This window comes from Aeromonas schubertii (assembly GCF_000820105.1).
In the GTDB taxonomy this organism is placed as follows: Bacteria; Pseudomonadota; Gammaproteobacteria; order Enterobacterales; family Aeromonadaceae; genus Aeromonas; species Aeromonas schubertii.
Genome location: NZ_CDDB01000047.1, coordinates 1 through 23720, shown reverse-complemented (window position 1 = coordinate 23720; position 23720 = coordinate 1). Strand labels below are relative to the sequence as shown.

The following is a 23720-nucleotide window of genomic DNA, read 5'->3' as shown; positions in this document are numbered from 1 at the left end:
TATGACCCTGACCGAGCGGCAGCAGGCCTTTCTGCTGCTCAATGGCTGGCTGCAACTGCAATACGGACAGGCCGAGCGGGCCTGCATCCTGCTCGATGCTCTGCTGCATCTTTCTCCCGATCATCTGGCGGCCCGGCGCTGCCGTTTGGTGGCCCTGCTCAAGAGCGGGCAAGGGGTGCGTGCCCAGCAGGAGGCGACCTGGCTGGTGCTCAACGACGACCCCCAGCCGGGAAGCTGGCTCTGTCTGAGCCGGGCCCATCAACTCAGTGGCGAGCTGGAGCTGGCCCGCCACGCCTATCAACGTTATCTGGAGCTGGAAGAGCAGTATGAATCCGCGCAACCTTGAGTGGCTGGCTCGCATCGGCGAGCGCAAGGACATCATGCTGGCGGTCCTGCTGCTGGCGGTCGTCTTTATGATGGTGCTGCCCCTGCCGCCCATCGCACTGGATATCCTTATCGCCATCAACATGACCATCTCTGTGGTGTTGTTGATGATGGCGGTCTATATCAACTCCCCCCTGCAGTTTTCCGCCTTCCCGGCGGTGCTGTTGGTGACCACCCTGTTTCGTCTGGCCCTCTCGGTCAGTACCACCCGGATGATCCTGCTGCAGGCCGACGCCGGCCAGATCGTCTACACCTTCGGTAACTTCGTGGTAGGGGGCAATCTGGTGGTGGGGATCGTCATCTTCCTCATCATCACCATCGTGCAGTTTCTGGTGATCACCAAGGGCTCTGAGCGGGTGGCCGAGGTGAGCGCGCGATTCTCCCTCGATGCCATGCCCGGCAAGCAGATGAGTATCGACGGTGACATGCGTGCCGGGGTGATCGATGTCAACGAGGCCCGCGAGCGCCGCTCCACCATAGAGAAAGAGAGCCAGATGTTTGGCTCCATGGACGGGGCGATGAAGTTTGTGAAGGGGGACGCCATCGCCGGCCTCATCATCATCTTCGTCAACATTCTGGGCGGGGTCACCATAGGGGTGACCCAGAAGGGATTGCCGGCGGCCGAGGCCCTGCAACTCTACTCCATCCTGACCGTGGGGGATGGCATGGTCTCCCAGGTGCCGGCGCTGCTGATCGCCATCACGGCCGGGATCATCGTTACCCGGGTGTCGTCGGAAGACTCCTCGGATCTGGGCAGCGACATTGGTGAGCAGGTGGTGGCCCAGCCCAAGGCGATGCTGGTGGGCGGCGTGCTGTTGGTACTGTTTGGCCTTATTCCCGGTTTCCCGACCATCACCTTCCTCATTCTGGCCGCCATCGTCGGCAGCGGTGGTTACATGATCAGCCGCCGTCAGCAGCAGACCAAGAGCGAGGCGAGTCAGGATCTGCCGACCATGCTGGCCCAGGGGGCCGGTGCCCCGGCGGCGCGCCCCAAGGCCAAGCCCGGTGCCAAGCCCAAGGGACGGCTCGGGGAGCAGGAGGAGTTCGCCATGACGGTGCCCCTGCTGATCGATGTGGATGCGGGGATGCAAGAGGCCCTCGAGGCGGTCGCCCTCAACGACGAGCTGGTGCGGGTGCGCCGTGCCCTCTATCTCGATCTCGGGGTCCCCTTCCCGGGCATCCATCTGCGCTTTAACGAGTCGATGGGTGAGGGGGAGTATCTCATCTCCCTGCAGGAGGTACCGGTAGCCCGCGGCTCGCTTAAGGGGGGGCATCTGCTGGTGCGTGAGCAGCCTGCCCAGCTCGAGCTCATGAGCATCCCCTATCAGCAGGGGGAGGCCTTGCTGCCGGATCAGGTGACCCTGTGGGTCGCGGCCGAGCATGAGGAGCGCCTCGAGAAGTCCCGTCTTGCCTATCTCTCCCATGGCCAGGTGCTGACCTGGCACCTCTCCCACGTGCTGCGCGAATTTGCCGAGGACTTTATCGGCATTCAGGAGACCCGCTATCTGCTCGAGCAGATGGAGGGGAGTTATGCCGAGTTGGTCAAAGAGGCCCAGCGCATCATTCCCCTGCAGCGGATGACCGAGATCCTGCAGCGTCTGGTGGGGGAGGATATCTCCATTCGAAATATGCGCGCCATCCTCGAGGCCATGGTGGAGTGGGGCCAGAAAGAGAAGGATGTGGTGCAGCTCACCGAATATATCCGCAGCAGCCTCAAGCGCTACATCTGTTACAAGTACGCCAACGGCAACAATATTTTGCCTGCCTACCTGCTCGATCAGGAGGTGGAGGAGAAGATCCGCGGTGGGGTGCGCCAGACCAGTGCCGGCAGTTACCTGGCCCTCGATCCGGCCGTGACCCAGGGCTTTTTGGAGCAGGTGCGCCGCACCGTGGGCGATCTGGCCCAGATGCAGAGCCGCCCCGTGCTGATCGTCTCCATGGATATCCGCCGCTATGTGCGAAAGCTCATTGAGGCGGACTACTACGGCTTGCCGGTGCTCTCTTATCAGGAGCTGACTCAGCAGATCAATATTCAGCCCCTGGGGAGGGTGGTGTTGTGACCGATGACCCCCTGCTTGCCTGGTTTGCCAAACAAGGGGTGGTGACCGTGCGTCATACCCTGTGCAACACCCCCATCCCCCTTGGCCACGAGTTTGTCCACGGGGGACTCAAGGTCGCCTGGCGGGTTGAGCCTGCCGAGCGGCGTGTCTGGATCGTGCTGATCGAACGCCGTGAGGGGGGGGGCCTTGCCAACCCCTTCTCGGCGCTCTATCTGCTGGCCGAGGCGGCCCTGGCGGTGCTCGGCCCCGGTTATCACCTCTATGGCAACGTGAGCGTGATGGCGGGCAGTACCTTAAGCGGTGAGCGACTGGGGCGCTTCTACCGGCGCTGGACCGGTGCCAGCGAGCCCGAGCCCGGTTGGTTTTCACTCGATGTGGCGAAGGTTATCTCCTTGTCGGCCATGAGAAAACGACAAAACGGCGACCTTGCGTGACAGCCGTGGTCCCGATCCCCTCATTACAATAGGAGCCAATATGAAACAGCCCCGCTTTGCCGAACATGAAGAGGTGATTGCCAGAGCCGAGCTGGCTATCAAGGACAGCGATCACCGCGCCGCCCTGCTTGAGGAGATGTGGAGCTCGCTGGGTGTCAGCGATGAGGTGGCCCATCTCCTCTTTGGCGAGGGGAGTGGTAGCGAACAGCAGGTCGCCGAACAGGAGCTGCTCGATGAGCTCAAGCGTCAGCGCGAGCGGCATCCCAAGCAGGAAGAGGAGGGGCGCCGTCCCCGTCGTCCGGCCATGATGCGTGGCCTGGTTATTTAGGGCAAGACTATGCAAATCCGATCTTACAACGATAATCCCCAAGGCTTCCTCGATGATCTGGGCAGGGTCAATCTGGATCAATTGACCGGCAGTCACTCATCAGAGTTGGACCCCCTGCTGAGATTTATCAGGGAGAAGGGAATCCAAATTAGTGCATCAGGAAGTTCGCCATTTATTAATGAAGAGCTGCTAAAAAAGATGCTTGCCTATTTTATGCCGGAAGATGCCATCGTTAAGGGGGGCCACCTCGATAGGCAGATTAGGGGCGGGATCGAGCACCTCAAAGAATTGCTCACCAGCGCTGTAGCAGGTAGTCCTACCGCTGCGGCCAAAACAACCTGGTCGCTGCAAGAGTTTATGGCCATGGCTCACTTCTCATTGACCGGCGATCGGGTCGATGATGATGTTATTGGAGTGATTCGTGATACGATGACGAGTCATAATGACAAGCGAAATGATTTAAAAGTTCAAGTAACTAAACTAACAGCGGAACTAAAAATATATTCTCTTATTCAATCATCTATTAGCTCTGCCCAATCCCATAGTAGTGATAATAGCCTCTCAACATCAGATCCTAATTGGTCTAGATTTTTAAATCTTAATGATCATAGGAATTACGGTGTTAGTACTTATGATAAATTTATGGAAAGTGCTGAGTTTTCTCTAATCGCACCTATGTTGGTTGCAAATATGGATGCGAGTACTGCGGCTCAAGCGAGGCCCATTCTGGAGTCTATCAATCAGCTCGACAATGCGCTGAAAGGTGACAAATATACCGATGCTGAATCTCGTCAGCGCGATAAAAATTTACTGAGCGAACAGAGAGCGCAATTTAAATCATTGGTAAGTGGAAGACCTTTATCAATGAAGCAATTTCTTGAGTCACCGCTTAAAGATACCGGTGCTCTTACCGGGGTCAGTGATAGTTATTCATATAACAAAGATAATAATAAGCTTGGTAATTTTGCTACAACAGTAAGTGATAAATCAAAACCGCTAAATGACAAGCTGAGTCAAAAGACAACAGAGTTAAATGATATTAGCTCTCGCTATAACTCGGCGATCGAAGCGTTAAATAAATTTATTCAAAAATACGAAAGTATGATGCAACAAATTCTTCAGGCTATTTAAGACAGGCTATTTAAAGGTGACGTAATGGAAATGATCCCTGATCAGGCGATGACCGAGCAGGCCCTGGAGGCCTTTATGCAAGATGGCGGCACCCTGGCCATGCTCAACGAGGTATCGAGCGATACCCTGGAGCAGCTCTATGCCCTGGGTTTCAATCACTACGATGCGGGCAAATACGAGGATGCCCACAAGATCTTCCAGGCCCTCTGTGTGCTGGATCACTACGATCCCCGCTTCTTCCTGGGCCTGGGTGCCTGCCGTCAGGCGTTGGGGCAACACCAGCTGGCCATCGACAGCTATAGCTACGGGGCCATGATGGATCTTAATGAACCCCGCTTTCCGTTTCATGCCGCCGAGTGTCTCCTGCAGATGGACGATCTCGATGGGGCCGAGAGTGGCTTCCACTCGGCCCAGTTAATTGCGGCAGCCAGGCCGGAGCTGGCAGAGCTTGCCAGCCGTGCCGGCACTATGTTGGAAGCAGTCAAAGCGAAAAAGGATATGGAGCATGAATCCAATCATCAATGATCGCTCTCTTCTGGTCGGGGGGATGCACATTCCCCTGATCGACAGTGAGGGCAAGAGTGTCGCCCAAGCCACCCTGGTGGCGGCCGGTGATGTCGTTGGCAAAGGGGAGGGGCGCGCCAAGGGAGTCGAGTTGCCGCAGCCCAAGCCCGGCGTCAGCCAGCAGGTGACCGCGCAGCAGCAGCAAGAGCTGGGGCAGCTGATGAAAACGGTGCAGCAGGGAGCGGCCAACAGCGCCAAGCTGATCGCCAATACCTCGCTGCTGGCCAATCTGGCCTTCACCTCGCCTGATGAGTTCGAGATCGAGCTGGGCAAGATGACCAGCGAGCTGGAGAAGACCCAGAAGAAGTTGAAGCTGGCCGACATCGAGCGCGCGCGGGCTGAAAACCTCAAAAAGATCGATGAGAACCAGGCCAAGATGAAAGAGGCCGAAGAGGCCGCCGAGAAGGCCAAGAAGTCGGGTCTCGCCTCCAAGATCTTCGGCTGGATCAGCGCCATCGCCTCCATCGTGATCGGTGCCATCATGGTCGCCACCGGTGTGGGTGCCGCCGCCGGCGCCCTGATGATCGCAGCCGGTACGGTTGGTGTGGTCAATATGGCGGTGCAGCAGGCCGCCGAAGATGGCCTTATCTCCAAGGAGGTGATGGAGAAGCTGGGGCCGGTTTTGATGGCGGTCGAGATTGCTCTGGCCATTGCCTCGGCGGTAGTGACATTTGGTGCCGGAGCTGTCAAAGGGATTGCGAAACTGGGTGTCAAGATTGGTTTCAAAATGGCAGGAAAAGGGGCGAGCGAGGCAGGTCTGAAGCTCATTCAAAACTCCGCCAAGCTCTATATGAAAGCTGCCGATGTCTCGGCCAAGCTGGGGAGCAATGCAGCCAGCACCACTGCCAAGGCGGTTAAATTTGGCACTGGGGCTGCCGATCTGGTGCTTGATGTCAGCAATGGTGTGACCAAGACGGTAGATAGCGCCAACCAGGCCAGCTTGCAAAACAAGCAGGCCGATCTGGTGGAGAATCGCCAGGCCATGACCGCCCTCCAGGGGGCTCTGGACAAGCTGAAGGAAGCGCTCTCCCAGATGACGGAAGCATTCCAGCAAGTGATGGAGATGATCTTCCAGATGATCACGGCCAAGGGCGCCATGCTCAATAACCTCGCCAGCAGACCGGCAGCCATTTAAGGAGAGGACCCTATGAACGGTATTAATAACGACTATTCAGTCAACACCGGTTATGTTCCCGCCGCCGGTAACGATGGCGTGGACGGCAGCCAGGGTGCGGCCCGCGCCAACACCACCCACGAGGCCGGCAATAGCCAGGGGGCGAATACGCCGGCTCCGCAGAGCCGACCCGAGCTGATCCGCCCGAACCAGGGGCTCGATGTGAGTTTGCTGACCAAGGGAAGCAAGGAGCTCGACAGCACCCTGAGTATCATGAGCCTGCTCTTCGAGATGGCCCGCCGCGCCCGTGAGATGGGGCTCTTGCAGCGGGATATGGAGAATCAGGCCGTGATCTCGGCGCAAAAAGATCAGGTCAATGAGATGCGCAGCGGCGCCAAGTTGATGATTGCCATGGCGGTGGTATCCGGTGTGATGACCGGTATCTCGGCCATCATGGGGGGCTTCTCCATGAGCAAGTCGGCCAAGGCCATCAAGCAGGACAAGGCCCTCAACGCCAACATGGCCGGCCGGCAGAAAGAGCTCAATCAGATCGGCGAGATCAAGAAGGCTGCAGGTCTCGAGATGGGGGATGCCGGTAACGATCTGATGGGGCGGATCAAGAGTGACAAGGCTGCACTCAAGACCCTCAACAAGAAGTTTGAGGCCAACAACGGTCGCCAGCAGCTCTTCAATACGGTGATCCAGGGCGGTACCCAGATGGCCAACAGTGCCGTTCAGCTTCACCAGGGTTACTCTCAGGCCGATGCCAAGGAAGATGAAGTGCGCTCAAGTGTGGCTCAGACCCAGAAGCAGAAGGTGGAAGATCAGATGAACTTCCAAAACAGCTTCATGAAGGATGTGCTGCAGATGATGCAGCAGTATGCCCAGAGCCATAATCAGGCCATGCGAGCCGCCTTTGGTGTCGCGTGATTTTTACGAGTTATACATTGATGGGGCCTATTTAGGGCCCCATTTTTTATCTTGAGGATAACTATGTTGAAAAAAATTTATCTCGCAGGTCCTGAGGTGTTTCTGCAAAATGTGCATGAAGTTGCTGCTCAGAAAAAAGAGCTGTGTCGTCTCTATGGATTTATTGGCTTGTTTCCCCTTGACAACAAATTGGAGCTCAATGAGTTCAGTCCGGCAGATAATGGACTTAAAATTGCCAAGGCTAATGAAGAACTGATTGCCGAAGCCGACCTGGTGATTGCCAATATGACCCCTTTTCGCGGGGCAAGCTGTGATGTGGGGACAGCCTATGAGATAGGGTTGGCAAAGGGTTTGGGCAAGCCTGTCTTTGCCTACACCAACGATGCTCGCCTTTTCCTGGAGAGAAATATTGACTCATGCGGCAGTCACACGGTGCAAGATGGAATCTTCTACGACCAGCATCATATGGTGATGGAAGACTTCGGTCTGGTTGACAATCTTATGCTGGATGGGGCGACAAGTGCGCCAATCGTGGCCACTAAACCGATTATTTATGAGCATCGTTTTGAAGAGCTGTTGGGGTTCGAATGCTGCCTTAAACAGGCCAGGTTTTTTTTCGATAAGAAAAAATGACAGGCATTGTGTGTGTGATGTTTTTATCACTAGGTTTCAGATTGATTTGACGCAATAAAATAATGGGTAAAACGTTTATCCTCATAAAACAAAAATTAAGTCGCTCGTGTTAAACAACAATCTGGTAGGAGTCATTATGGCTGACAATTTTATTGTTCCTGGCAAGGTATTCCATGGCCTTGGCACATTTAATAAGCTTTCCGAGATTAGAGGTGAAAGGGCGCTGATCGTTACCGGTCAGGGGTCGATGAAGCGCAGCGGTTATATCGACAAAGCCGTTGACCTGTTGACCGCCTCAGGTTTTGCGGTGGAAGTGTTTGATGGTGTCGAGGCTGATCCTTCTATCGAGACTGTGATGGCCGGTTTTGCGGTTATGCAACGTTTCCAGCCGGATTGGATCATTGGCCTGGGTGGTTGCTCCGCGATCGATGCGGCGAAGGCCATGTGGGTCTTTTATGAATATCCTGACACCCAGTTCGAGGAGATTATTCCTCCCTTTACCATCAAGCCGCTGCGTAACAAGGCTCGCTTTGTCGCCATCCCGTCGACTTCCGGTACCGGTACCGAAGCCACTTGCGTCTCTGTGATCACCGACCGCGCCCGCGGTACCAAGTACCCGCTGGTTTCCTACGAGCTCTGCCCGGATGTGGCTATCGTCGATGGCGAAGTGTGTCAATCCATGCCAGCTCACGTCACCGCCAACACAGGTTTGGATGCGCTGACCCACGCTCTGGAAGCCTATGTCACCCCTTTGGCCGATGCTTATACCGACTGTATGGCAGAACGTGCCGTTGTCGATATCTTCAAGGCGCTGCCTGTTGCGGTGGCGGATGGCAGCAATTTGGCAGCACGTCAGGCCATGCATGATGCTTCCTGCCTGGCCGGTATGTCGTTTACCAATGCCCTGCTCGGTATTGTCCACTCCATGGCACATCAGGTCGGCGGTATGTTCGGGGTGCCCCATGGCCGTGCCAACGCCATCCTGCTGCCGAACGTGATTCGTTTCAATGCCACCGTTGCGGCTGACAAATATGCTCAACTGGCTCGTTTTGTCGGTGCCGATAGTGCCGAAGCGCTGGCTTGCGCCATTGAAGCACTGCGCGCCAGCGTCGGTGTCGAAGACGGATTCGAAGCTTACGGCGTCTCAGCCGAACAGTGGCAAGAGAAAGTGGCCATCATGGCACAGCATGCAATGGAGGATGCCTGCACAGGCTGCAACCCCCGCCAGCCAACCGCAGAAGAGCTGGAGATGCTGCTGAACCTCTGCTTCAAGGGAGCCAAGTTGGTCGCTTGATAGCATTAGTTTTCGTCATCGCCATGGGGAGCTTATGCTCCCCTTTTTCACGACGAAAAGTGCAAAAAAAACCTCATGTAGTGACATACGGCCAGGGTGTTGAGTGAGTAGGATCACAGAGATAACAGGGGAGTGAACATGGATATATCAGCCGCAATCAATGGTTTACTGGATGCCTTTGGCAGTCGTCACGGCTTGACCGGACTCTCTCTCAACGCAGAGGGAGTGGCGGCGCTGTGTTTCGACGATACCCTGCGCCTCTCCCTCATTCTTATGCCCCAGTGGGATCAGCTGGTGCTGCAACTCGACATCGCCCCCCTGCATCAGGTCGGGGAGGGGATATTTCGCCAGCTTGCTACCTTTAACAGGCACTGGTATCAGTTTGATCTCCACTTCGGTTTCGATGAGGAGCTGAACATGATCCAGATGTATCGCCGTCTGACGGCGAGCTCTCTCACGCTGGAAACGTTTGAGGCACGGGTGGCCAGCTTGCTCGATCATGCCGAGTTTTGGCGCTCCTTGCTGGAGGAAGAGGAGAGCAACCCCCTCGATGCTCCGGCCATGGCGGTAAGGGTTTAACCATGAAGATTGAATCACGCCCCTTGGGCGCTCTGCATGCCACGGAGGTGGCCCCGCCCACCTTTGCCGGCCGACGAGTGAGCCTGGCACCCCGTGATGGGGCTGGGGATCTGCGTGCACTCCTGGCCCGTTTCCATGGGCTGAGCCCTGCCCAGGAGAGTGCCCTGCAGCGACTCCATAATGGGGAACATACGCCCCTGACCATGCGCAGGGTGGCCCTCGGATGAGGGGGCTGCTTGGGCTTCTCGCCCTGATACTGGGTGGCTGTGCGGTGACGCCACCGCCGGTCGCTCACAGGGTGGAAGGGGAGGTGCGCATGGCACAGCCCTTGCCCCGGCTCGCCCGCATCGAGGTGACCGTGCTCAGTCGGGTTGACGGTCAACCCCGTGAGGTGCAGCGTCTGCGTTATGAGACGGGGGCCCTGCCGCTTTCGTTTTCCACGCGCTTGAGTCCGGTTCAATGGGGAAGTGGAGACCTGTTTTTGCGCGCCTATCTCTATTTTGTGGGTATGCCAGCGGTACAGGCCGGCGCCAGAGAGAAAATTATGGGTGAAAATAAAGTCATGCTGACGATGTTACCGAGACGTTGCTTTCCTAATTGTCAATAAAGGGTCGGGTTACATAGCTGTATGAAAACAGGCTGTTAGGTCGACTGTTATTTCCCTTCAACGTATCTGAATGTAACAAGCTCTATTATTTGTCTTTTTTGTTATTAACAAAAAAAGCTCACCCTAGCCCTGGGTTAGTGTATTGACTCTAAATTAATTGTGGCGTTGTTTTATCCTGCGGGGATATCATGCCCACTCTTCGGCAAACGATTAAATAACTCGGCACCACGGGATAATAAACAGAGCTAACGCCGAAGAGATAACAAAAACGTAACAGCATGGCGCCCTATGGGCGACCCTGTTAACACGCAGATTCAGGACGCATCACACTATGAATGGCATAACCAGGCCCGAGGCTGGCGATATCGTCAGGCTCCAATGGAACATGCCTGTCTTTACCCCCATGGAGCATCCCCAGGATGGTCTCTATATCCTTTTGGAAGGACAGGCAATCTGGCAGGACTGCAGCGAAACCCATCTGTTGCACAGAGGGGATCTGTTGTTTGTTCGCCGTGGTAGCTACGCCATCAGCACAGAAATGCCCAGTCAATTGCTCTGGATCCCTCTGTCGAGCGCGTTTCTCGGTACCTTTTTGCAGCGTTTCGGTGCACTCCTCAGCGAGATGGATCGTGTCGAGGTGGTGCCCTCGCCGCTGCTGCGCTTCTCCACTTCCCCACTGCTAAACCAGAGTGTCGATGGCTTGTGTGCCATGCTCGGCCATGGTCTTCCTGCCGCCTTGATGCCCCTTCGCATCGAAGAGTTGCTGCTGCTGCTGGCCTTTAGCGATCAGGGTTCCCACTTTCTGGCCATGCTTCGTCAACTGGGTAACCGTCAGGTTGAGCGTCTGCAGGCCTTTATGGAGAGCCACTACCTGAAAGAGTGGAAGCTCAGCGAATTCGCACGAGAATTTGGCATGGGGCTCACCACCTTCAAGGAATTATTTGGCTCCGTCTATGGGGTCTCTCCCCGCGCCTGGATCAGCGAACGGCGTATCCTCTATGCCCATCAGCTGCTACTTAATAGCGAAATGAGCATCGTCGATATCGCCATGGAGGCCGGTTTTTCCAGCCAGTCCTATTTTACCCAGAGTTATCGACGTCGCTTTGGTTGCACTCCCAGCCGGGCGCGTCACGGCAAAGAGTAACCGCTGGCTAAAATTATCTGACGTTTTTTATAAGTCAGTGGCGTGGTGGCAGCGGTAGAATGGTCTCATCAAAAGGACCATCGCCGATGACACCCATTAAGAAAGAGCAAGATGCATCATGAGTCACAATGAGCATAATCCCGCCGATGGTGGGCCCCTGGCAGGACGCCGGGTGACCCTCATCCCTCCCGATAGCCTCAGCCGTGATGTGCTGGTGGGAGTGTTGCACCCGAGCGGGGAGGCACGCCTCCTGACCCATGAGCAGCACGCCTTGCTGCAACGCCTGTTGCCACGGGCCCGACTCGAGTCTCTGTTGGCCTCACGTTGGTATCGGCGTCGCCTGCCTCTGGGGCGCGCCGTAAGCCGCAGCGAGCTGGTCTGGCTGGCTCGCTGTGGCCGTGGCGAGTCTCCCTGGGACCAGGTGCTGGGGGAGCGGATCCATATCGGTCAGCCCTGTGACTGTTGGCCCCTGCTGTTGCAGCCTCTGTACGCTTGGTGGATGACGCAACTGGAGCCTGACTATGAGGCCTGGTTGCAAGAGCGAGAGCAGTTAAGTGTCATGGTACGCCAATGGCAGGCACAGCGAGCCTTCTGGCAGCAGGTGCAGGCCGAGCCCGGTCAGCAGGCATCTCTGCTGGCGCGTATCGCCAGCCAGCAGGCCGATGGAGAGGCTCGCATGGCTCAGCTTGAGCGCCGGCTCGATGAGCTGGCCCTGCGTGCCAAACAACTGTGGCCTGCGTGGGAGCCTGCCCGCGCCGGGCAGGCAGAGTTGGCGGCGCTGCAGCCTGTGCCGGCGCAACTGGCGCCACTGTGGGACTGGCTACTCTCGCCGCTCACCGAGCCGCTTGAGCAGGCCCATGCCTGGTTGCTGGCTCGTGGCATCTGCCTGATGCAGGACCGAATCGTCCGAACCTGATTATTCGAGGAATCATGCAAACCGTGTTGAATCGATTGGCCGCACGCCTTGGCCAAGGGCCTTTTATTGCCGACAAGCAGGGGCGCTTTCGTCTCACTGTCGATGGTCAGCTGGTCATGCTGACCCCCCAGGGGAGAGAGCTGGTACTCAGTACGCCTCTGGATGCGCCGACCCTGCGTGAGGGAAATCACTACAACGACAACCTGCTGCGCAAACTGTTGCAACAGGTGCCCGGTTGGGCGCGTCAGGCTCCCCAGGCGCTGGTACTGGATGAAACCGGGGAGCTGGCCATTGAGGCAAGGCTCTCCCTGGCCGGGATGGATGAACTTCGTTTGCAACAGGCTATCGATCAGCAACTGGCGCTGGTTGAGCACCTGCAACCCCAGCTGGCGACGGCCACTGTGGCGCCCCAATGGAAACAGATGATATGGCACCCCTGATCTTACCCTCTGCCGTCAGGCGTACTCTTTGCGCCGCCATGCTGCTGCTCGGGGCATCTGCTCAGGCCCAGGAGCTGGATTGGCTACCCATGCCTTACAGCTATCTGGCTGAAGGGGAGAGCCTGCGTGACATGCTGATCGATTTCGGTGCCAACTATGAGGCTTCCGTCGTGGTCAGCGACAAGATCAATGACAAGGTCTCCGGTCAGTTCGACCATGAAGAGCCCAAGGCATTCCTGCAACAGTTGGCCAATCTCTATAACCTGGTTTGGTATTACGACGGCAGCGTGCTCTATGTCTTCAAGAACAGCGAAGTCGAGTCGCGCCTCATTCGTCTGCAACAGAGCGGGGCAACCGAGCTGCGGCAGGCCCTGGTGCGAGCCGGGATCTGGGAGTCCCGCTTCGGTTGGCGTCCCGATCCGGGTAACGGGTTGGTCTATGTTTCCGGTCCCCCCCGCTATCTCGAGCTGGTGGAGCAGACGGCGGCGGCGCTGGAGCAGCAAAGCCAGTTGCGCAGCGAGAAGACCGGGGCGCTGGCGCTGGAGATTTTCCCGCTTAAGTATGCCTCGGCCACCGATCGCACCATCCAGTATCGCAATGACGAGGTTGCCGCCCCAGGGGTCGCGACCATCTTGCAGCGACTGCTCAGCGATGCCGGTATTCAGAGTGTCACGGCCGATAACCAGGAGACCACCCAGGTGGCCAGCCGTGCCCCGGCGCTGGCCATGGTCCAGGCGGACCCTTCCCTCAATGCGGTGATCGTGCGCGATGCCCCGGAGCGAATGGCCATGTATCAGCGCCTTATTCAGGCTCTCGACAAGCCCAGTGCCCGGATCGAGGTGGCCCTCTCCATCGTGGATATCAATGCCGATCAGCTCAACGAGCTGGGGGTGGATTGGCGTGTCGGGATCCGCACAGGCAATAACCAACAGGTGATCATCAAGACCACGGGTGATCGCAATGTCACCTCTTCGGCAGCCGGTGCCACCGGTGCGCTGGGTAGCCTGGTTGATTCCCGTGGTCTCGACTATCTGCTGGCGCGGGTCAATCTGCTCGAGAGCGAGGGCTCGGCCCAGGTGGTCTCACGCCCGACCCTGCTGACCCAGGAAAACACCCAGGCGGTGATCGATCACAGCGAGACTTATTACGTCAAGGTCGCCGGTAAAGAGGTGGCCGAGCTTCGCGACATCACTTACGGCACCATGCTGCGCATGACTCCCCGGGTGATCCCGGCTGCAGAGAGTCCCGAGATCAGCCTCAGCCTGCATATCGAGGATGGTAACCAGAAGCCCAACAGCTCGGGGGTGGATGGCATTCCCACCATCAGCCGTACCGTGGTGGACACCATAGCCCGGGTGGGTCACGGCCAGAGCCTGCTCATCGGCGGTATCTATCGCGATGAATTGAATGTCACCCTGAGCAAGGTTCCCTTCCTGGGCGACATTCCCTATCTGGGCGCCCTGTTTCGCAGCAAGAGCGAGCTGACCCGCCGCACCGTGCGCCTCTTTATCATAGAGCCGCGCATCATCGACGAGGGGGTCGGTCAGCGCCTGGCGCTGGGTAACGGCATCGACCTGCGACAGCGGGTGTTGGGCGTCGACGAGATCTCCAACCAGAGCCTCTCCCTGGCCAAGACCCTGGAGGGGGCCCAGTGCCAGCCGCTGGCACAGGCGCGCGAGGTGCAGCAGTGGCTGAGCAAGGCTGGCAAGAGCTCAAGGCTGACCGAATGTCGCCTGAACAAGGGAGAGGGGTGGCGCGTGCAGGAAGGGGCTTGCATCCTGGGCGATAGCTGGTGTGTCAAACCCGCCAAGGAGAGCGCCCGTTGAACTGGCTGTGTCGTTTCTATCGTGGCGTCCACAGCGGCGTCGAGGTGACCCTGCCCCAGGGGCGCTGTGTCATCGGCTCGGATCCTCTGCAGGCCGACATGGTACTGGTAGACGAGGGGATTGCCCCCTCTCATCTGGTACTGCAGGTTGACGAGCAAGGGGTACGCCTGCTTGAGGCCAGCACAGAGTTGCTGCAAGAGGGGAAGGGGGTCGCCATCGGCGATTATCTGCAGGCAGGTCTTCGTCTGGAGGCGGGCAGCCTGCTCTGGAGCTTCTGTGCCGAGGGACAGACCCTGCCCGCCGTATTGAACGAGCCCACCCGGGTGGTGGCGCCGGTCACGACTCCTCGACGCTCACGCGCAGGGCTGCTGCTGGGGATTGCCTCGCTGGCCGTGCTGGCCCTGCTCGTGGGACTGCTCGGTATGGGGTGGTGGCAGGAAAACGAGGGGCGCGAACAGTTGGCCGAGCAGGAGGTTCGTCGTCTGCTCAAGCAGCCGGCCTATGAGGGAGTCAGCCTGACCCGCACCGAGGGCGGCTCATGGCTGCTCAGTGGTTACATCAAGGACAATCGTCAGCGTCTCGCGCTGCAGGAGATGGTAGAGCGCCACGCGCTGGTGGCCCGACTCGAGCTTCGTAGCATGGAGGAGATCCGCCAGGGGGCCGAGTTTATCCTGCAGCGCCAGGGGCTGGGCGCCATCAAGGTGACGGCTGGCAAAGAGGGAGGCTGGCTCAGGCTCACCGGGGCATTGGCCCAGGAGAGTGACGCCTTCACCGGGGTGGAGGAGCTGCTGCGCCGTGAGGTGCCGGGTCTGCTTGGCATCGAGAACCGGGTCAATGTGGCCGGCAGCCATCGCAAGCGACTCGATACCCTGCTCGAGGAGCATGGGCTCAAGCAACTGGCGGTGCGCGAGCGTGGGGATCGTATCGAGCTTCGCGGCGATCTGGACGAAGCCCAGCTCATCCTCTTCACCCAGTTGCAGCAGGCGTTTCGTCGGGAGTTTGGTGCCCGTCCCCAGCTTGAGCTGGTCGGCATCGGCAGCAAGAGTCGCCAGGATGATCTGACCTTCGAGGTCAAGGCCATCTCCCTTGGCAAGGTGCCCTACGTGGTGCTTGCCAACAATCAGCGTTATCCGGTTGGCGCCGCCACCGGAGACGGTATCCGGATTCTGGCCATTCGCCGCGACGCGGTGGTGGTGAGAAAGGGGCAACAAGAGTTTGTGATCAGAGTTGGTGGAGGGTTAGCCCATGACTCATTTGGAGGAGCGACTGCACAGCGCTGAGGCGGTGCGGTCTATCAGGATGCAGTTGGAGATGGCGCTGGCGAGCGTCAAGGTCTGCATGATGCGGGGTGGCACCCCCGAGCAGTTTCAGTGCTGGCAAAAAGAGGTCACCGCCCTGGAGGCAGGGATGACCATTATCAATACCCTGACAGGAGATAAGTAATGGCCAACAATGCATTTGACGGTTTTAGCAAGGCTACGGATATCACCAGCCTGGATGCGATCGCCGCGACCCTGAAGACGCAGGCAGACAATGCCAACACTAAGGTTAATGATGCTATCAAGGCATTGAAAGATAACCCGGACAACCCGGCGGTACTGGCGGATCTGCAGCACTCCATCAACAAATGGTCTGTCATCTATAACATCAACTCCACCGTGACCCGCAGCTTCAAGGATTTGATGCAGGGCATCTTGCAGAAGATCTGATGATGGAGCCGACCCTCAAGGGGCTACTGGCAGAGATAGCCCTGGCCGGTACCGGCCATCACTGCCACGAGGAGGCGGCGCATATCGCCGACTGGCTGCAACTGGTGGATGCCAAAGAGGCGGCGACGCTGGTGCGCGTCTCTTCCCTGATGAACCGGGGCAAGTATCAAGATGCATCGCAGCTTGCGGCCGGCTCCCCCGAGCTCGAGCCCTGGCAGGCCTTGTGTGAATACCGCCTTGGCCACTCTGCGGCGCTGGCGCAGCGTCTCGAGCGGATGGAGCTGGAGAACAACCCGGCACTGCGGGAGTTTGTGCGCGGCATGAAGGAGCAGATGCGCTCATGATGATCCCCCCTCTGACCCCTCCCTCCGCGCCTCTTGGGGAGCAGGCGCGAGCCGGCAAGGCGCCGCCTGCACCTCCGGTTGCACCTGTACGCAGCGACGAGGTGAGCGAGGATGTGCGAGAGGCCAAGTGGCAGCGTTACCGTGCCTCCGACCCGCCCGACAAAGCGTTGTTGGCCGAGTTGGTGGCACCGGTGAAGGAGGCGATCCAGGCGCGCTTTGGTCAGCGCACCGGACCCGTGATCCCGGCCATCGATCTTCCCGAGTTGCGCGGTTTGCTGCGTGAGTTTGATCCCTTGGGCAAACGTCGGGAGACGGTACTGCTGGAGGTATTGGCTACAACCCCTAAAGGGGGGGAGGGAAAGCATGTCGCCGATTTGCTCAGACGGGAACTGATGACCCTGCTGCCACGTAACGCCATGGTCGATAACTTGCTTCGCAACTCCCACGCCATCGATTTGGAGGGCTAAATGGAAATTACGCAAAGTGGCCAGGCCCTGGTCACCAGTTTGGATGAACTCAAGCAGGCCGAGCCTGCGGTCGACCAGGTGGCCCGTTTCGATGCAGCCATGAGCGATGATGGCCGTGGGCTGGGGGACTCCTTGCTCAGCGGCCTGAGCGATCTCAAGCGCGACTTTACTACCGCCAAGGAAGAGCTTAAGGCCCAAATGGCGACGCCCGGTGACGATCCCGCCAGCCTGATGCAGATGCAGTGGTCGCTGATGCGCATCACCATGCAAGAGGAACTGATTGCCAAAACGGTGGGCAAGATGAGCCAAAACGTTGAAACCCTGATGAAGACCCAGTGAGGCCCTGTGAAGATCAAGAGTGTGTTGCCAGCCGTGCTGGCCGCCCTGCTGTTGGCAGGCTGCAAGGTTGAACTCTACAGCGGGATCAGCCAGAAGGAGGGCAACGAGATGTTGGCCCTGCTCAGGCAAGAGGGTATCTCGGCCGGCAAGGAGCCGGACAAGGACGGCCGGGTCAAGCTGATGGTCGAGGAGTCGGATGTCGCCGAGGCGGTCGAGGCGCTCAAGCGCAAGGGCTATCCGCGCGAGAGCTTCTCCTCGTTGCAGGATGTTTTCCCCAAAGATGGTCTCATCTCGTCGCCGGTTGAGGAGCAGGCCAGGCTCAATTATGCCAAGTCGCAGGAGATCTCTCGCACCCTCTCCGAGATCGATGGTGTGCTGGTGGCCCGGGTGCATGTGGTGCTGCCCGAGGAGAAGGGCAGTGGCGGCAAGAAGGGCTCTCCGGCCTCCGCCTCGGTCTTTATCAAGCATGCGGCCGATGTGCAGCTCGATGGTTATATCCCCCAGATCAAGCAGCTGGTCAACAACAGCATCGAGGGGCTGGCCTACGATCGCATCAGTGTGGTGCTGGTTCCCTCCGCCGATGTGCGGCAAAACCAGCTGATGCCCCGTAATACCAGCGTACTCTCCATCGAGGTGAGCGAGTCATCCAGAGGGCGTCTCATCGGACTGCTGGCCCTGCTGTTTCTGCTCTTGCCCCTGACCAATCTGGCCCAGTACTTCTGGCTGCGGCGCAAGGGGGGGTGATGGGTACACCTGTCACCGCCTATCAGTACCGTTTCTGTCCGGCCTCCTATCTTCATCCGGAGCAGTTACCCTCAAGCTGGCGTCCTGTGATCGCACTGCTGCCCGACTGGCGCAGCAGCGGCCATATCAATGGCGCCCTGCTCGAGGCGCTGGCCCTCGAGACCGACTATCAGGCGCCGGTGGGTCTCGGCGCCATCGCCCTGCTGGCACAGCCCGCCCTGGAGTCACTGCTCTGCCGCCTGGGACTGGTACTGCACGCAGAGGCCATTCGCCACTGTTTGCAGGCCGAGCCGCTGCGCCAGCTGATGGCCCTGCTCGAGCACGATGCCTTGCGCCAGTTGATGGCCCGGCATGAGCTGCTGATCGGTCCCTGGCCGGCTGGGTGGCAGTCGCCCCTGCCGGCACAGATCGATGCCTCCGGGATGATCCGGCACGGGCTGCAGTTTTGGCTGGCGGCCATGGAGACGGTGCCCGCGCCCTGGCGTCAGCGACTCGAGCTGAGATTTGCGCCAACCCGGCAGCTGACTCCTTTTTCCCTCGAGCCATCCCTTCGTCCACTGGCCCAGGTGTTGTGCCAGAAACTCGTCAAACAGGTGCTTCCTTCATGCTCCCATTTGTTCAAATAACCCAGGGAGAGCTCTCCCTTGCCCCCGAGCTGAGAATTCTGCGCGCGGCGGACTATCGTGCCAGTCTCGGTGCCGATGAACTGGTGTCGGCGGCCCGCGAGGAGGCGGCCGCGATTCTCGCCGAGGCCAGAGAGATCTATGAGCAACAGAAGCAGCTGGGTTGGGAAGCGGGCATGGATGAGGCCCGCTCCCGGCAGGCAGCCCTTATCCACGAGACCCAGTTGCAGTGCCAGCAGTTTTATCGCCGGGTCGAGCAGCAGATGAGCGAGGTGGTGCTGGAGTCGGTGCGCAAGATCCTCAAGGAGTATGATCAGGTCACCCTGACCCTCCAGGTGGTGCGCGAGGCGCTGGCCCTGGTGAGCAACCAAAAGCAGGTGGTGGTCCGGGTTCACCCGGATCAGGCGGCGGCGGTGCGGGAGCAGATAGCCCGGGTTCACAAGGATTTCCCCGAGATAAGCTATCTCGAGGTGGCGGCCGATGCGCGGCTGGATCAGGGGGGCTCTATCCTCGAGACCGAGGTGGGGATCATCGATGCCAGCCTCGATGGCCAGCTCGATGCCCTCTCCAGAGCCATCGCAGCCAGCTTCGAGCGAGCGGCGCAATAAGCAAGACGAAAAGAGGGCCCGATGGGCCCTCTCTTGTCAGCATCCCCCGTCACTGACGCGTCGGGGCAATCTCCTTGGGCTCCAGCGTGATCATGGCGTTGGCGGCTGCACCTGTGTAGTCGCGGTAGACCTGATCCTGCTCCAGGGTGTAGAAGGTATCCACATAGTCATCGTTGTTGGTCATCCAGGAGTCGGGCAACGCCTTGACGATACGGCCACCCAGATCCAGGAAGGGTAAGGCCTCGGGCACACCCCCGGCGGTAAAGCCCAGCTTGAGCGCCTCGATCAGCAGACCAGAGAGCTCCTTGTAGTTGACGTTGTCATCTTGCTCCATCATCACCATGTCCACCGCACCCCAACGGTAACGATCCCAGTAGACCAGGATCTGGTTCGGGGTGTAGTCGGTCTTGTCGTGATCGAGATAGGGCATGTCGACGATGTCCACCACCGGCTCGTCACGGCTCGGGTTGACCCCGGCGACGATGGCGTAGATCTCGGCACCACCCAGCAGCCAGGGCTCCTTGTCATCTTGCAGGCGGATCTTCTTGAGGATGCTGGTCTTGAGGGGCTTGACCGGCTCGCTGGCGAGCGGGGCCGCCTGCAGATCGGCCTTGGCCAGAGCCGAGCGCATGACACGAAGACCAGCCGTCTTCGCCTTGTCGGGATCGGCTTCCACGACCAGTACCGGGCGATCCGGCGCCTGCTCTACATCGAGATAGACGGGGTTACCGGCGTTGTCGAACGCCTCGATGGCGCTCCAGCTTTGCTCGTCACCGCTTGGCACATAGGCCACCAGTGGCTCCACCCCGGCCTCGAGGGCCTTGATCTGATCCGGGGTTGCCAGTCTCACTCGCATCAGCTGCTTGAGCTCACCGTCGAGCCCCTGACGACGGATTGCCGCCGCATCGGCGGCCGCCGCCTGACGCTTGAGCCGTGTCGGAGCCTTCTTGACTACCTGAGGCAGGGGGGCCTGATATCCCTGATTGCTCAGGGTGGGGAGCAGGGTGCCGGTCTGCAGCGCCAGCTGGCGCGCCAGATCCCGATCTGCATCTGCGGCGTAAGCCGCGCCGCCGGTCAGAGCCAGCAGCAGTACGTATGCCTGAACGTGTTTCATTTTGTTGTTCTCCGTTATTCGAACGCTGACGAGGGCGCAAATTTGGGAAGAAGAGCCCTCGGTTTCATCACAAATCAAATCGGGTTGAGAAACCAAACAAAATGTTGGGATGTGTGGTGCCGATCACACTCATCTGACCTGTTTGGGGGGCACGTTTTGCCAACAGGTCCATACGAGTGTGCCGAGCAGGATCCCCCAGAAAGCGGAGCCAATGCCGAGCCAGCTCACCCCTGAGGCGGTCACCAGAAAGGTGATGAGGGCGCTCTCGCGACTGTGCTCTTCGGCCAGTGCACCGTGCAGACTGTTGCCTATGGTGCCGAGCAGGGCCAGCCCGGCGATGGCGGCCATCAGGGCCGTTGGCAGGGCGCTGAACAGGCTCACGACGCTGGCGGCAAACAGGCCGCTCAAGAGATAAAAGAGCCCGGCCCAGATGGTGGCCGGCCAACGGCGAGCGGGATCCTCGTCGACCTCCTTGCCCATGCAGATGGCCGCAGTGATGGCGGCCAGGTTGTAGGCAAATCCGCCAAACGGGGCGAGCAGCAGCCCGATAAGACCGGTCCAACCGATGAGAGGAGAGGCCTTGGGGTGGTAACCGTGGGCGTGCAGCACCGCCATGCCCGGCAGGTTTTGAGAGGCCATGGTGACCACAAAGAGCGGGATCCCCACCCCGACAAGGCTGTGCCAGGAGAAGCTCGGACTCATCCACACCGGGGTGGTGAGCGAGAGCGTCACCTCTTCGAGTGGCAGTGGCATCAGTGAGCCGGCAAGCAGGGTGCCGCCAACCAGTACCAGCACCATGACCAGGCGCGGCGCAAAACGCCTGCCGAGCAAAAACAGGCCCAGCATGCCGAGGATCAGGAGCGGCGCCTCGGGTAGCGGGGTAAACAGGTTGATGCCAAAGCGCAGCAGCACGCCGGCCAGCATGGCTGCCGCCAGAGGCCTGGGCAGTACCCGCAGCACCCTGTCGACACCACCACTCAGCGCCAGCAAAAGCATCAGTGCCGAGCTCAGGATGAAGGCGCCGATGGCCTCGCCAAGGCTCGACCCCGACAGGCTGGTGACCAGCAAGGCCGCGCCCGGGGTAGACCAGGCGGTGAGCAGTGGCATGCGGTAATAGAGGGAGAGCCCTATACTGCTTATCCCCATACCCAGACCCAGGGCCCACAACCAGGAGGCCGTCTGCGCCGAGGTTGCCCCGGCTGCGGCGGCAGCCTGAAAGATGATGGCCACCGAGCTGGTGTAACCGACCAGCACCGCCATCAGGCCGGCACTGAGATGAGAGAAGGAAAAGGGCATGGGTACTCCGTGCGTTATAACGTACAATGGTTCCAACTATATCGATGTGCGCTATAGCGCACAATCCCGTGGAGGGGAATCAATGAACGAAATACAGGCTGCCCCGACGGAGCGTATCGCTACCCGTCTGAAGGAGTTGCGGCAGGCTTTGGGCTGGAGTCTCGATCGCAGTGCCAGTGAGACCGGGGTGAGCAAGGCGATGCTGGGTCAGATAGAGCGGGGCGAGTCGAGTCCCACAGTAGCGACCCTCTGGAAGATTGCCACCGGTTTCAAGGTCTCTTTTTCGAGCTTTCTCGATGTGACCGCTCCCGCTACGGCCACCCTGTTTCGCTCGGCCGATGCCTTGCGCAGTCAACCTGGGGAGGCCGGCATGTGGGTGGCGCCACTCTTTCCATTTGAGCCGAGCCTCGGTTTCGAGCTGTTCGAGATGACGCTGTTACCCGGCTATGAGCGTGAGTCAGAGCCCCATGAGCGCGGGGTCAGTGAGCATGTTCTGGTGATTGACGGGGAGATGGAGATCTTGCTTGAAGGGGTGTGGCATCGGCTTGGGTACGGCGAAGCGGTGCGGTTTGCGGCCGACGCCCCCCACGGTTATCGCAACTTGGGAGAGGCGCCGGCCCGTTTTCATAACCTGATCCGCTATCCCTAACCCGGGCGCCCGTCGGCGCGGGGGGCGCTGAGAATAGGCAGATAGACCCAGGCGAAGAGGCCATAAGCCAGGATCCAGCCCCAGGCCCCACCGTGCCAGGCGACCAGGATCTGGACCGGGAGCAGCAGAGGCAGCGCTGCGCGCAGCAGGACGGCGGCAAACAGCAGGACAAAAGCCAGGATCATGGCTCTACCGACTGTCAGCATGCGCCCCGTGTGGCCAAGGGAGACTCGCGCCATCATGGCGAGGATCATGCCGCCCATGACGCCGACACTCAGGAAGTGGCTGGCTGTCGACAGGCTCAGCGGGCCGCCCAGTGACCACCATCCCATGGCGGCCAGGCCAAGAGGAATAAAGAGATAGGAGAGGTGGAGCGACCAGAGCAAGGGATGCGCACCGGTAGCACGCCACTGCCAGCGGGAGAGGCGCAGGAGGTGAGTGATGGTGGCAACCCCGTAGAGGAGAGCCCAGGCCGGTTGCTGCAAGAGCGACATCGGCAAGACTATCCAGCTTGCCAGCAGTAGCCAGAGACTGCCAAGGGCCAGACGCTCGAGTCGGGGGAGGGGCTCGGCCTTGGGGGTCTGGGTGGCGCGGGAAGTAAAGAAGGGGATCACCCGTCCCCCCATCACGGCAATCAGGGTAGTAAAGAGCAGTACGGTGGCGATGAGAAGCTTTTCGGTCAGCAGCCAGTCACTGCCAAGCCACCAACTGCTGGCATTGAGGCCGGTCAGCACCAGAAGCAGAGGCACGAAGAAGAGATTACGCCACTGGCGTACCCGCACGATCGGGCGCGCAAGATAAAAGGCCGTCAGTGGCAGCCACAGCAGATCGCATGCCATCAATAGCCAATGGTGGTTACCAAGCAGCGGTAACAGCAGGCGTGGCACCAGCCAGAGGGCGACGATCACTCCCAGTCGATAGCCTCGCAAGCCGGGGAAGCCGGTCCAGTTCTGTACTGCCGTCAGCAGGAAGCCGGCAACGATGGCACTGCCAAAACCAAACAACATCTCGTGAGCATGCCACCAGATGGGGTTGGACAGAGCTGGCAGTGCCAGATGCCCGGTCAGTTGCAACCACCAGAGCGTCATGGCGATCACCGAGAAGAGGGCCCCCAGCAGGAAGAAGGGGCGGAACCCCAGGCGCAGCAGGGGAGGGATCGCCTCTTCTTTCTGGCTATCGAGGATCTGATGCATGAGGGCTCCTGAGTCATTAAATGAGGATTTCAGATGCTAATTATAAAGTGTCATTTCAAATGTTCAATTGTGGGTGTGCTGAAGTGACACCCGTTGGATGGGTTTTCGACAAAAAGAGAGGGTTTGGTTGTTTTGTGAGCGAACGGTTTGCCGAAGTAAGAAAAGTACTTGTCAGCGTGTTCGCCATCCCTATAATGCGCCCTCACCAGCACGGCACGCTGCGCTGGACGCCGACAAGGCAACGTTCTTT

31 protein-coding genes are annotated in these 23720 nt (G+C 59.2%); 28 read left to right on the top strand and 3 right to left on the bottom strand.

All coding sequences use genetic code 11. The features are described from left to right. Position 1: 1 nt before the first annotated feature. The 26 genes from sctY to BN1133_RS08955 all read left to right on the top strand — a co-directional run bounded on the left by sctY (position 2) and on the right by BN1133_RS08955 (position 19218). On the top strand, positions 2-346 hold the full coding sequence (sctY, locus tag BN1133_RS09080) for a type III secretion apparatus assembly chaperone SctY (RefSeq protein WP_050666220.1): 345 nt from the start codon (positions 2-4) through the stop codon (positions 344-346). Then, the gene (sctV, locus tag BN1133_RS09075) at positions 327-2444 is read left to right on the top strand and encodes a type III secretion system export apparatus subunit SctV (RefSeq protein ID WP_050666219.1); all 2118 of its coding nucleotides are present in this window, start codon (positions 327-329) and stop codon (positions 2442-2444) included. The genes sctY and sctV overlap by 20 nt, the downstream gene beginning before the upstream one ends. Beyond that, positions 2441-2878 carry an LcrR family type III secretion system chaperone gene (locus BN1133_RS09070; RefSeq protein ID WP_050666218.1) on the top strand — a complete coding sequence of 146 codons (438 nt, stop codon included), beginning with the start codon at positions 2441-2443 and terminating at the stop codon, positions 2876-2878. The genes sctV and BN1133_RS09070 overlap by 4 nt, the downstream gene beginning before the upstream one ends. Positions 2879-2918: 40 nt before the next feature. Beyond that, the gene (locus tag BN1133_RS09065) at positions 2919-3206 is read left to right on the top strand and encodes an LcrG family type III secretion system chaperone (RefSeq protein WP_050666217.1); all 288 of its coding nucleotides are present in this window, start codon (positions 2919-2921) and stop codon (positions 3204-3206) included. A gap of 9 nt (positions 3207-3215) precedes the next feature. After that, positions 3216-4337, top strand: a complete 1122-nt coding sequence (locus BN1133_RS09060) for a virulence-associated V antigen (RefSeq protein ID WP_050666216.1) — start codon at positions 3216-3218, stop codon at positions 4335-4337. A 24-nt stretch (positions 4338-4361) separates the two neighbouring features. Further along, a complete protein-coding gene (locus tag BN1133_RS09055; protein ID WP_269429890.1) occupies positions 4362-4862 on the top strand; it encodes a SycD/LcrH family type III secretion system chaperone in 501 nt (166 codons plus the stop codon). After that, a complete protein-coding gene (gene sctE, locus BN1133_RS09050; RefSeq protein ID WP_050666215.1) occupies positions 4843-6036 on the top strand; it encodes a type III secretion system translocon subunit SseC family protein in 1194 nt (397 codons plus the stop codon). Before BN1133_RS09055 ends, sctE begins: the two co-directional genes overlap by 20 nt. Positions 6037-6048: 12 nt before the next feature. Next, positions 6049-6945: a YopD family type III secretion system translocon subunit gene (locus tag BN1133_RS09045; protein WP_082177971.1), complete on the top strand. Its 897-nt coding sequence runs from the start codon at positions 6049-6051 to the stop codon at positions 6943-6945. A 63-nt stretch (positions 6946-7008) separates the two neighbouring features. Continuing rightward, on the top strand, positions 7009-7578 hold the full coding sequence (locus BN1133_RS09040) for a nucleoside 2-deoxyribosyltransferase (protein WP_197273663.1): 570 nt from the start codon (positions 7009-7011) through the stop codon (positions 7576-7578). 136 nt (positions 7579-7714) lie between these two features. Further along, on the top strand, positions 7715-8872 hold the full coding sequence (locus tag BN1133_RS09035; RefSeq protein ID WP_082177970.1) for an iron-containing alcohol dehydrogenase: 1158 nt from the start codon (positions 7715-7717) through the stop codon (positions 8870-8872). Positions 8873-9010: 138 nt separating this feature from the next. Beyond that, a complete protein-coding gene (locus BN1133_RS09030) occupies positions 9011-9451 on the top strand; it encodes a type III secretion system chaperone (protein ID WP_050666213.1) in 441 nt (146 codons plus the stop codon). Positions 9452-9453: 2 nt separating this feature from the next. Then, positions 9454-9678 carry a T3SS regulon translocated regulator ExsE family protein gene (locus BN1133_RS09025; protein WP_050666212.1) on the top strand — a complete coding sequence of 75 codons (225 nt, stop codon included), beginning with the start codon at positions 9454-9456 and terminating at the stop codon, positions 9676-9678. Then, the gene (locus tag BN1133_RS09020; RefSeq protein WP_082177969.1) at positions 9675-10058 is read left to right on the top strand and encodes a YscW family type III secretion system pilotin; all 384 of its coding nucleotides are present in this window, start codon (positions 9675-9677) and stop codon (positions 10056-10058) included. The genes BN1133_RS09025 and BN1133_RS09020 overlap by 4 nt, the downstream gene beginning before the upstream one ends. Before the next feature lie 331 nt (positions 10059-10389). Further along, on the top strand, positions 10390-11202 hold the full coding sequence (locus tag BN1133_RS09015; RefSeq protein WP_050666211.1) for a helix-turn-helix transcriptional regulator: 813 nt from the start codon (positions 10390-10392) through the stop codon (positions 11200-11202). A gap of 118 nt (positions 11203-11320) precedes the next feature. Next, the gene (locus tag BN1133_RS09010) at positions 11321-12118 is read left to right on the top strand and encodes a T3SS regulon anti-activator ExsD domain-containing protein (RefSeq protein WP_050666210.1); all 798 of its coding nucleotides are present in this window, start codon (positions 11321-11323) and stop codon (positions 12116-12118) included. Positions 12119-12132: 14 nt separating this feature from the next. Continuing rightward, positions 12133-12558, top strand: a complete 426-nt coding sequence (locus tag BN1133_RS09005; protein ID WP_050666209.1) for a YscB family type III secretion system chaperone — start codon at positions 12133-12135, stop codon at positions 12556-12558. Then, positions 12546-14384 (top strand): type III secretion system outer membrane ring subunit SctC, encoded by a 1839-nt coding sequence (sctC, locus tag BN1133_RS09000; RefSeq protein ID WP_050666208.1) that lies wholly within the window; start codon positions 12546-12548, stop codon positions 14382-14384. The genes BN1133_RS09005 and sctC overlap by 13 nt, the downstream gene beginning before the upstream one ends. Next, entirely contained in the window at positions 14381-15664 is a 1284-nt protein-coding gene (gene sctD / locus BN1133_RS08995) for a type III secretion system inner membrane ring subunit SctD (protein ID WP_050666207.1), read from the top strand. The genes sctC and sctD overlap by 4 nt, the downstream gene beginning before the upstream one ends. Continuing rightward, positions 15630-15827, top strand: a complete 198-nt coding sequence (locus BN1133_RS08990; RefSeq protein WP_050666206.1) for an EscE/YscE/SsaE family type III secretion system needle protein co-chaperone — start codon at positions 15630-15632, stop codon at positions 15825-15827. Before sctD ends, BN1133_RS08990 begins: the two co-directional genes overlap by 35 nt. Continuing rightward, positions 15827-16093: a type III secretion system needle filament subunit SctF gene (sctF, locus tag BN1133_RS08985; RefSeq protein WP_050666205.1), complete on the top strand. Its 267-nt coding sequence runs from the start codon at positions 15827-15829 to the stop codon at positions 16091-16093. Before BN1133_RS08990 ends, sctF begins: the two co-directional genes overlap by 1 nt. Beyond that, positions 16093-16437: a YscG family type III secretion system chaperone gene (locus BN1133_RS08980; protein WP_050666204.1), complete on the top strand. Its 345-nt coding sequence runs from the start codon at positions 16093-16095 to the stop codon at positions 16435-16437. The genes sctF and BN1133_RS08980 overlap by 1 nt, the downstream gene beginning before the upstream one ends. After that, positions 16434-16904, top strand: a complete 471-nt coding sequence (locus tag BN1133_RS08975; protein WP_050666203.1) for a YopR family T3SS polymerization control protein — start codon at positions 16434-16436, stop codon at positions 16902-16904. Before BN1133_RS08980 ends, BN1133_RS08975 begins: the two co-directional genes overlap by 4 nt. Further along, positions 16905-17243 carry a type III secretion system inner rod subunit SctI gene (gene sctI, locus BN1133_RS08970; RefSeq protein ID WP_050666202.1) on the top strand — a complete coding sequence of 113 codons (339 nt, stop codon included), beginning with the start codon at positions 16905-16907 and terminating at the stop codon, positions 17241-17243. 6 nt (positions 17244-17249) lie between these two features. Next, positions 17250-17987 carry a type III secretion system inner membrane ring lipoprotein SctJ gene (gene sctJ, locus BN1133_RS08965; protein WP_050666201.1) on the top strand — a complete coding sequence of 246 codons (738 nt, stop codon included), beginning with the start codon at positions 17250-17252 and terminating at the stop codon, positions 17985-17987. Continuing rightward, entirely contained in the window at positions 17987-18613 is a 627-nt protein-coding gene (locus BN1133_RS08960) for a Yop proteins translocation protein K (protein WP_050666200.1), read from the top strand. The genes sctJ and BN1133_RS08960 overlap by 1 nt, the downstream gene beginning before the upstream one ends. Then, entirely contained in the window at positions 18592-19218 is a 627-nt protein-coding gene (locus tag BN1133_RS08955) for an HrpE/YscL family type III secretion apparatus protein (protein WP_050666199.1), read from the top strand. Before BN1133_RS08960 ends, BN1133_RS08955 begins: the two co-directional genes overlap by 22 nt. A gap of 49 nt (positions 19219-19267) precedes the next feature. Here BN1133_RS08955 and BN1133_RS08950 read toward each other — a convergent pair whose 3' ends face one another. Both BN1133_RS08950 and BN1133_RS08945 read right to left on the bottom strand, forming a co-directional pair. After that, positions 19268-20332: a DUF3103 family protein gene (locus tag BN1133_RS08950; RefSeq protein ID WP_050666198.1), complete on the bottom strand. Its 1065-nt coding sequence runs from the start codon at positions 20330-20332 to the stop codon at positions 19268-19270. A gap of 129 nt (positions 20333-20461) precedes the next feature. After that, positions 20462-21628, bottom strand: a complete 1167-nt coding sequence (locus tag BN1133_RS08945; RefSeq protein ID WP_050666197.1) for a benzoate/H(+) symporter BenE family transporter — start codon at positions 21626-21628, stop codon at positions 20462-20464. Between the two features lie 82 nt (positions 21629-21710). Between BN1133_RS08945 and BN1133_RS08940 the strand changes: the two genes are divergently transcribed. Next, the gene (locus BN1133_RS08940) at positions 21711-22277 is read left to right on the top strand and encodes a helix-turn-helix domain-containing protein (protein WP_050666196.1); all 567 of its coding nucleotides are present in this window, start codon (positions 21711-21713) and stop codon (positions 22275-22277) included. Here the strand turns inward: BN1133_RS08940 and BN1133_RS08935 are convergent. After that, positions 22274-23470, bottom strand: coding sequence for an NnrS family protein (locus BN1133_RS08935; protein ID WP_050666195.1), 1197 nt, complete (start codon positions 23468-23470; stop codon positions 22274-22276). The two genes, BN1133_RS08940 and BN1133_RS08935, sit on opposite strands and share 4 nt — an antisense overlap. A 20-nt stretch (positions 23471-23490) precedes the next feature. Here BN1133_RS08935 and BN1133_RS20455 point away from each other — a divergent pair. Continuing rightward, positions 23491-23720, top strand: a 230-nt coding sequence (locus BN1133_RS20455) for a hypothetical protein (protein ID WP_231686254.1), incomplete at its 3' end; no start/stop codon positions are given.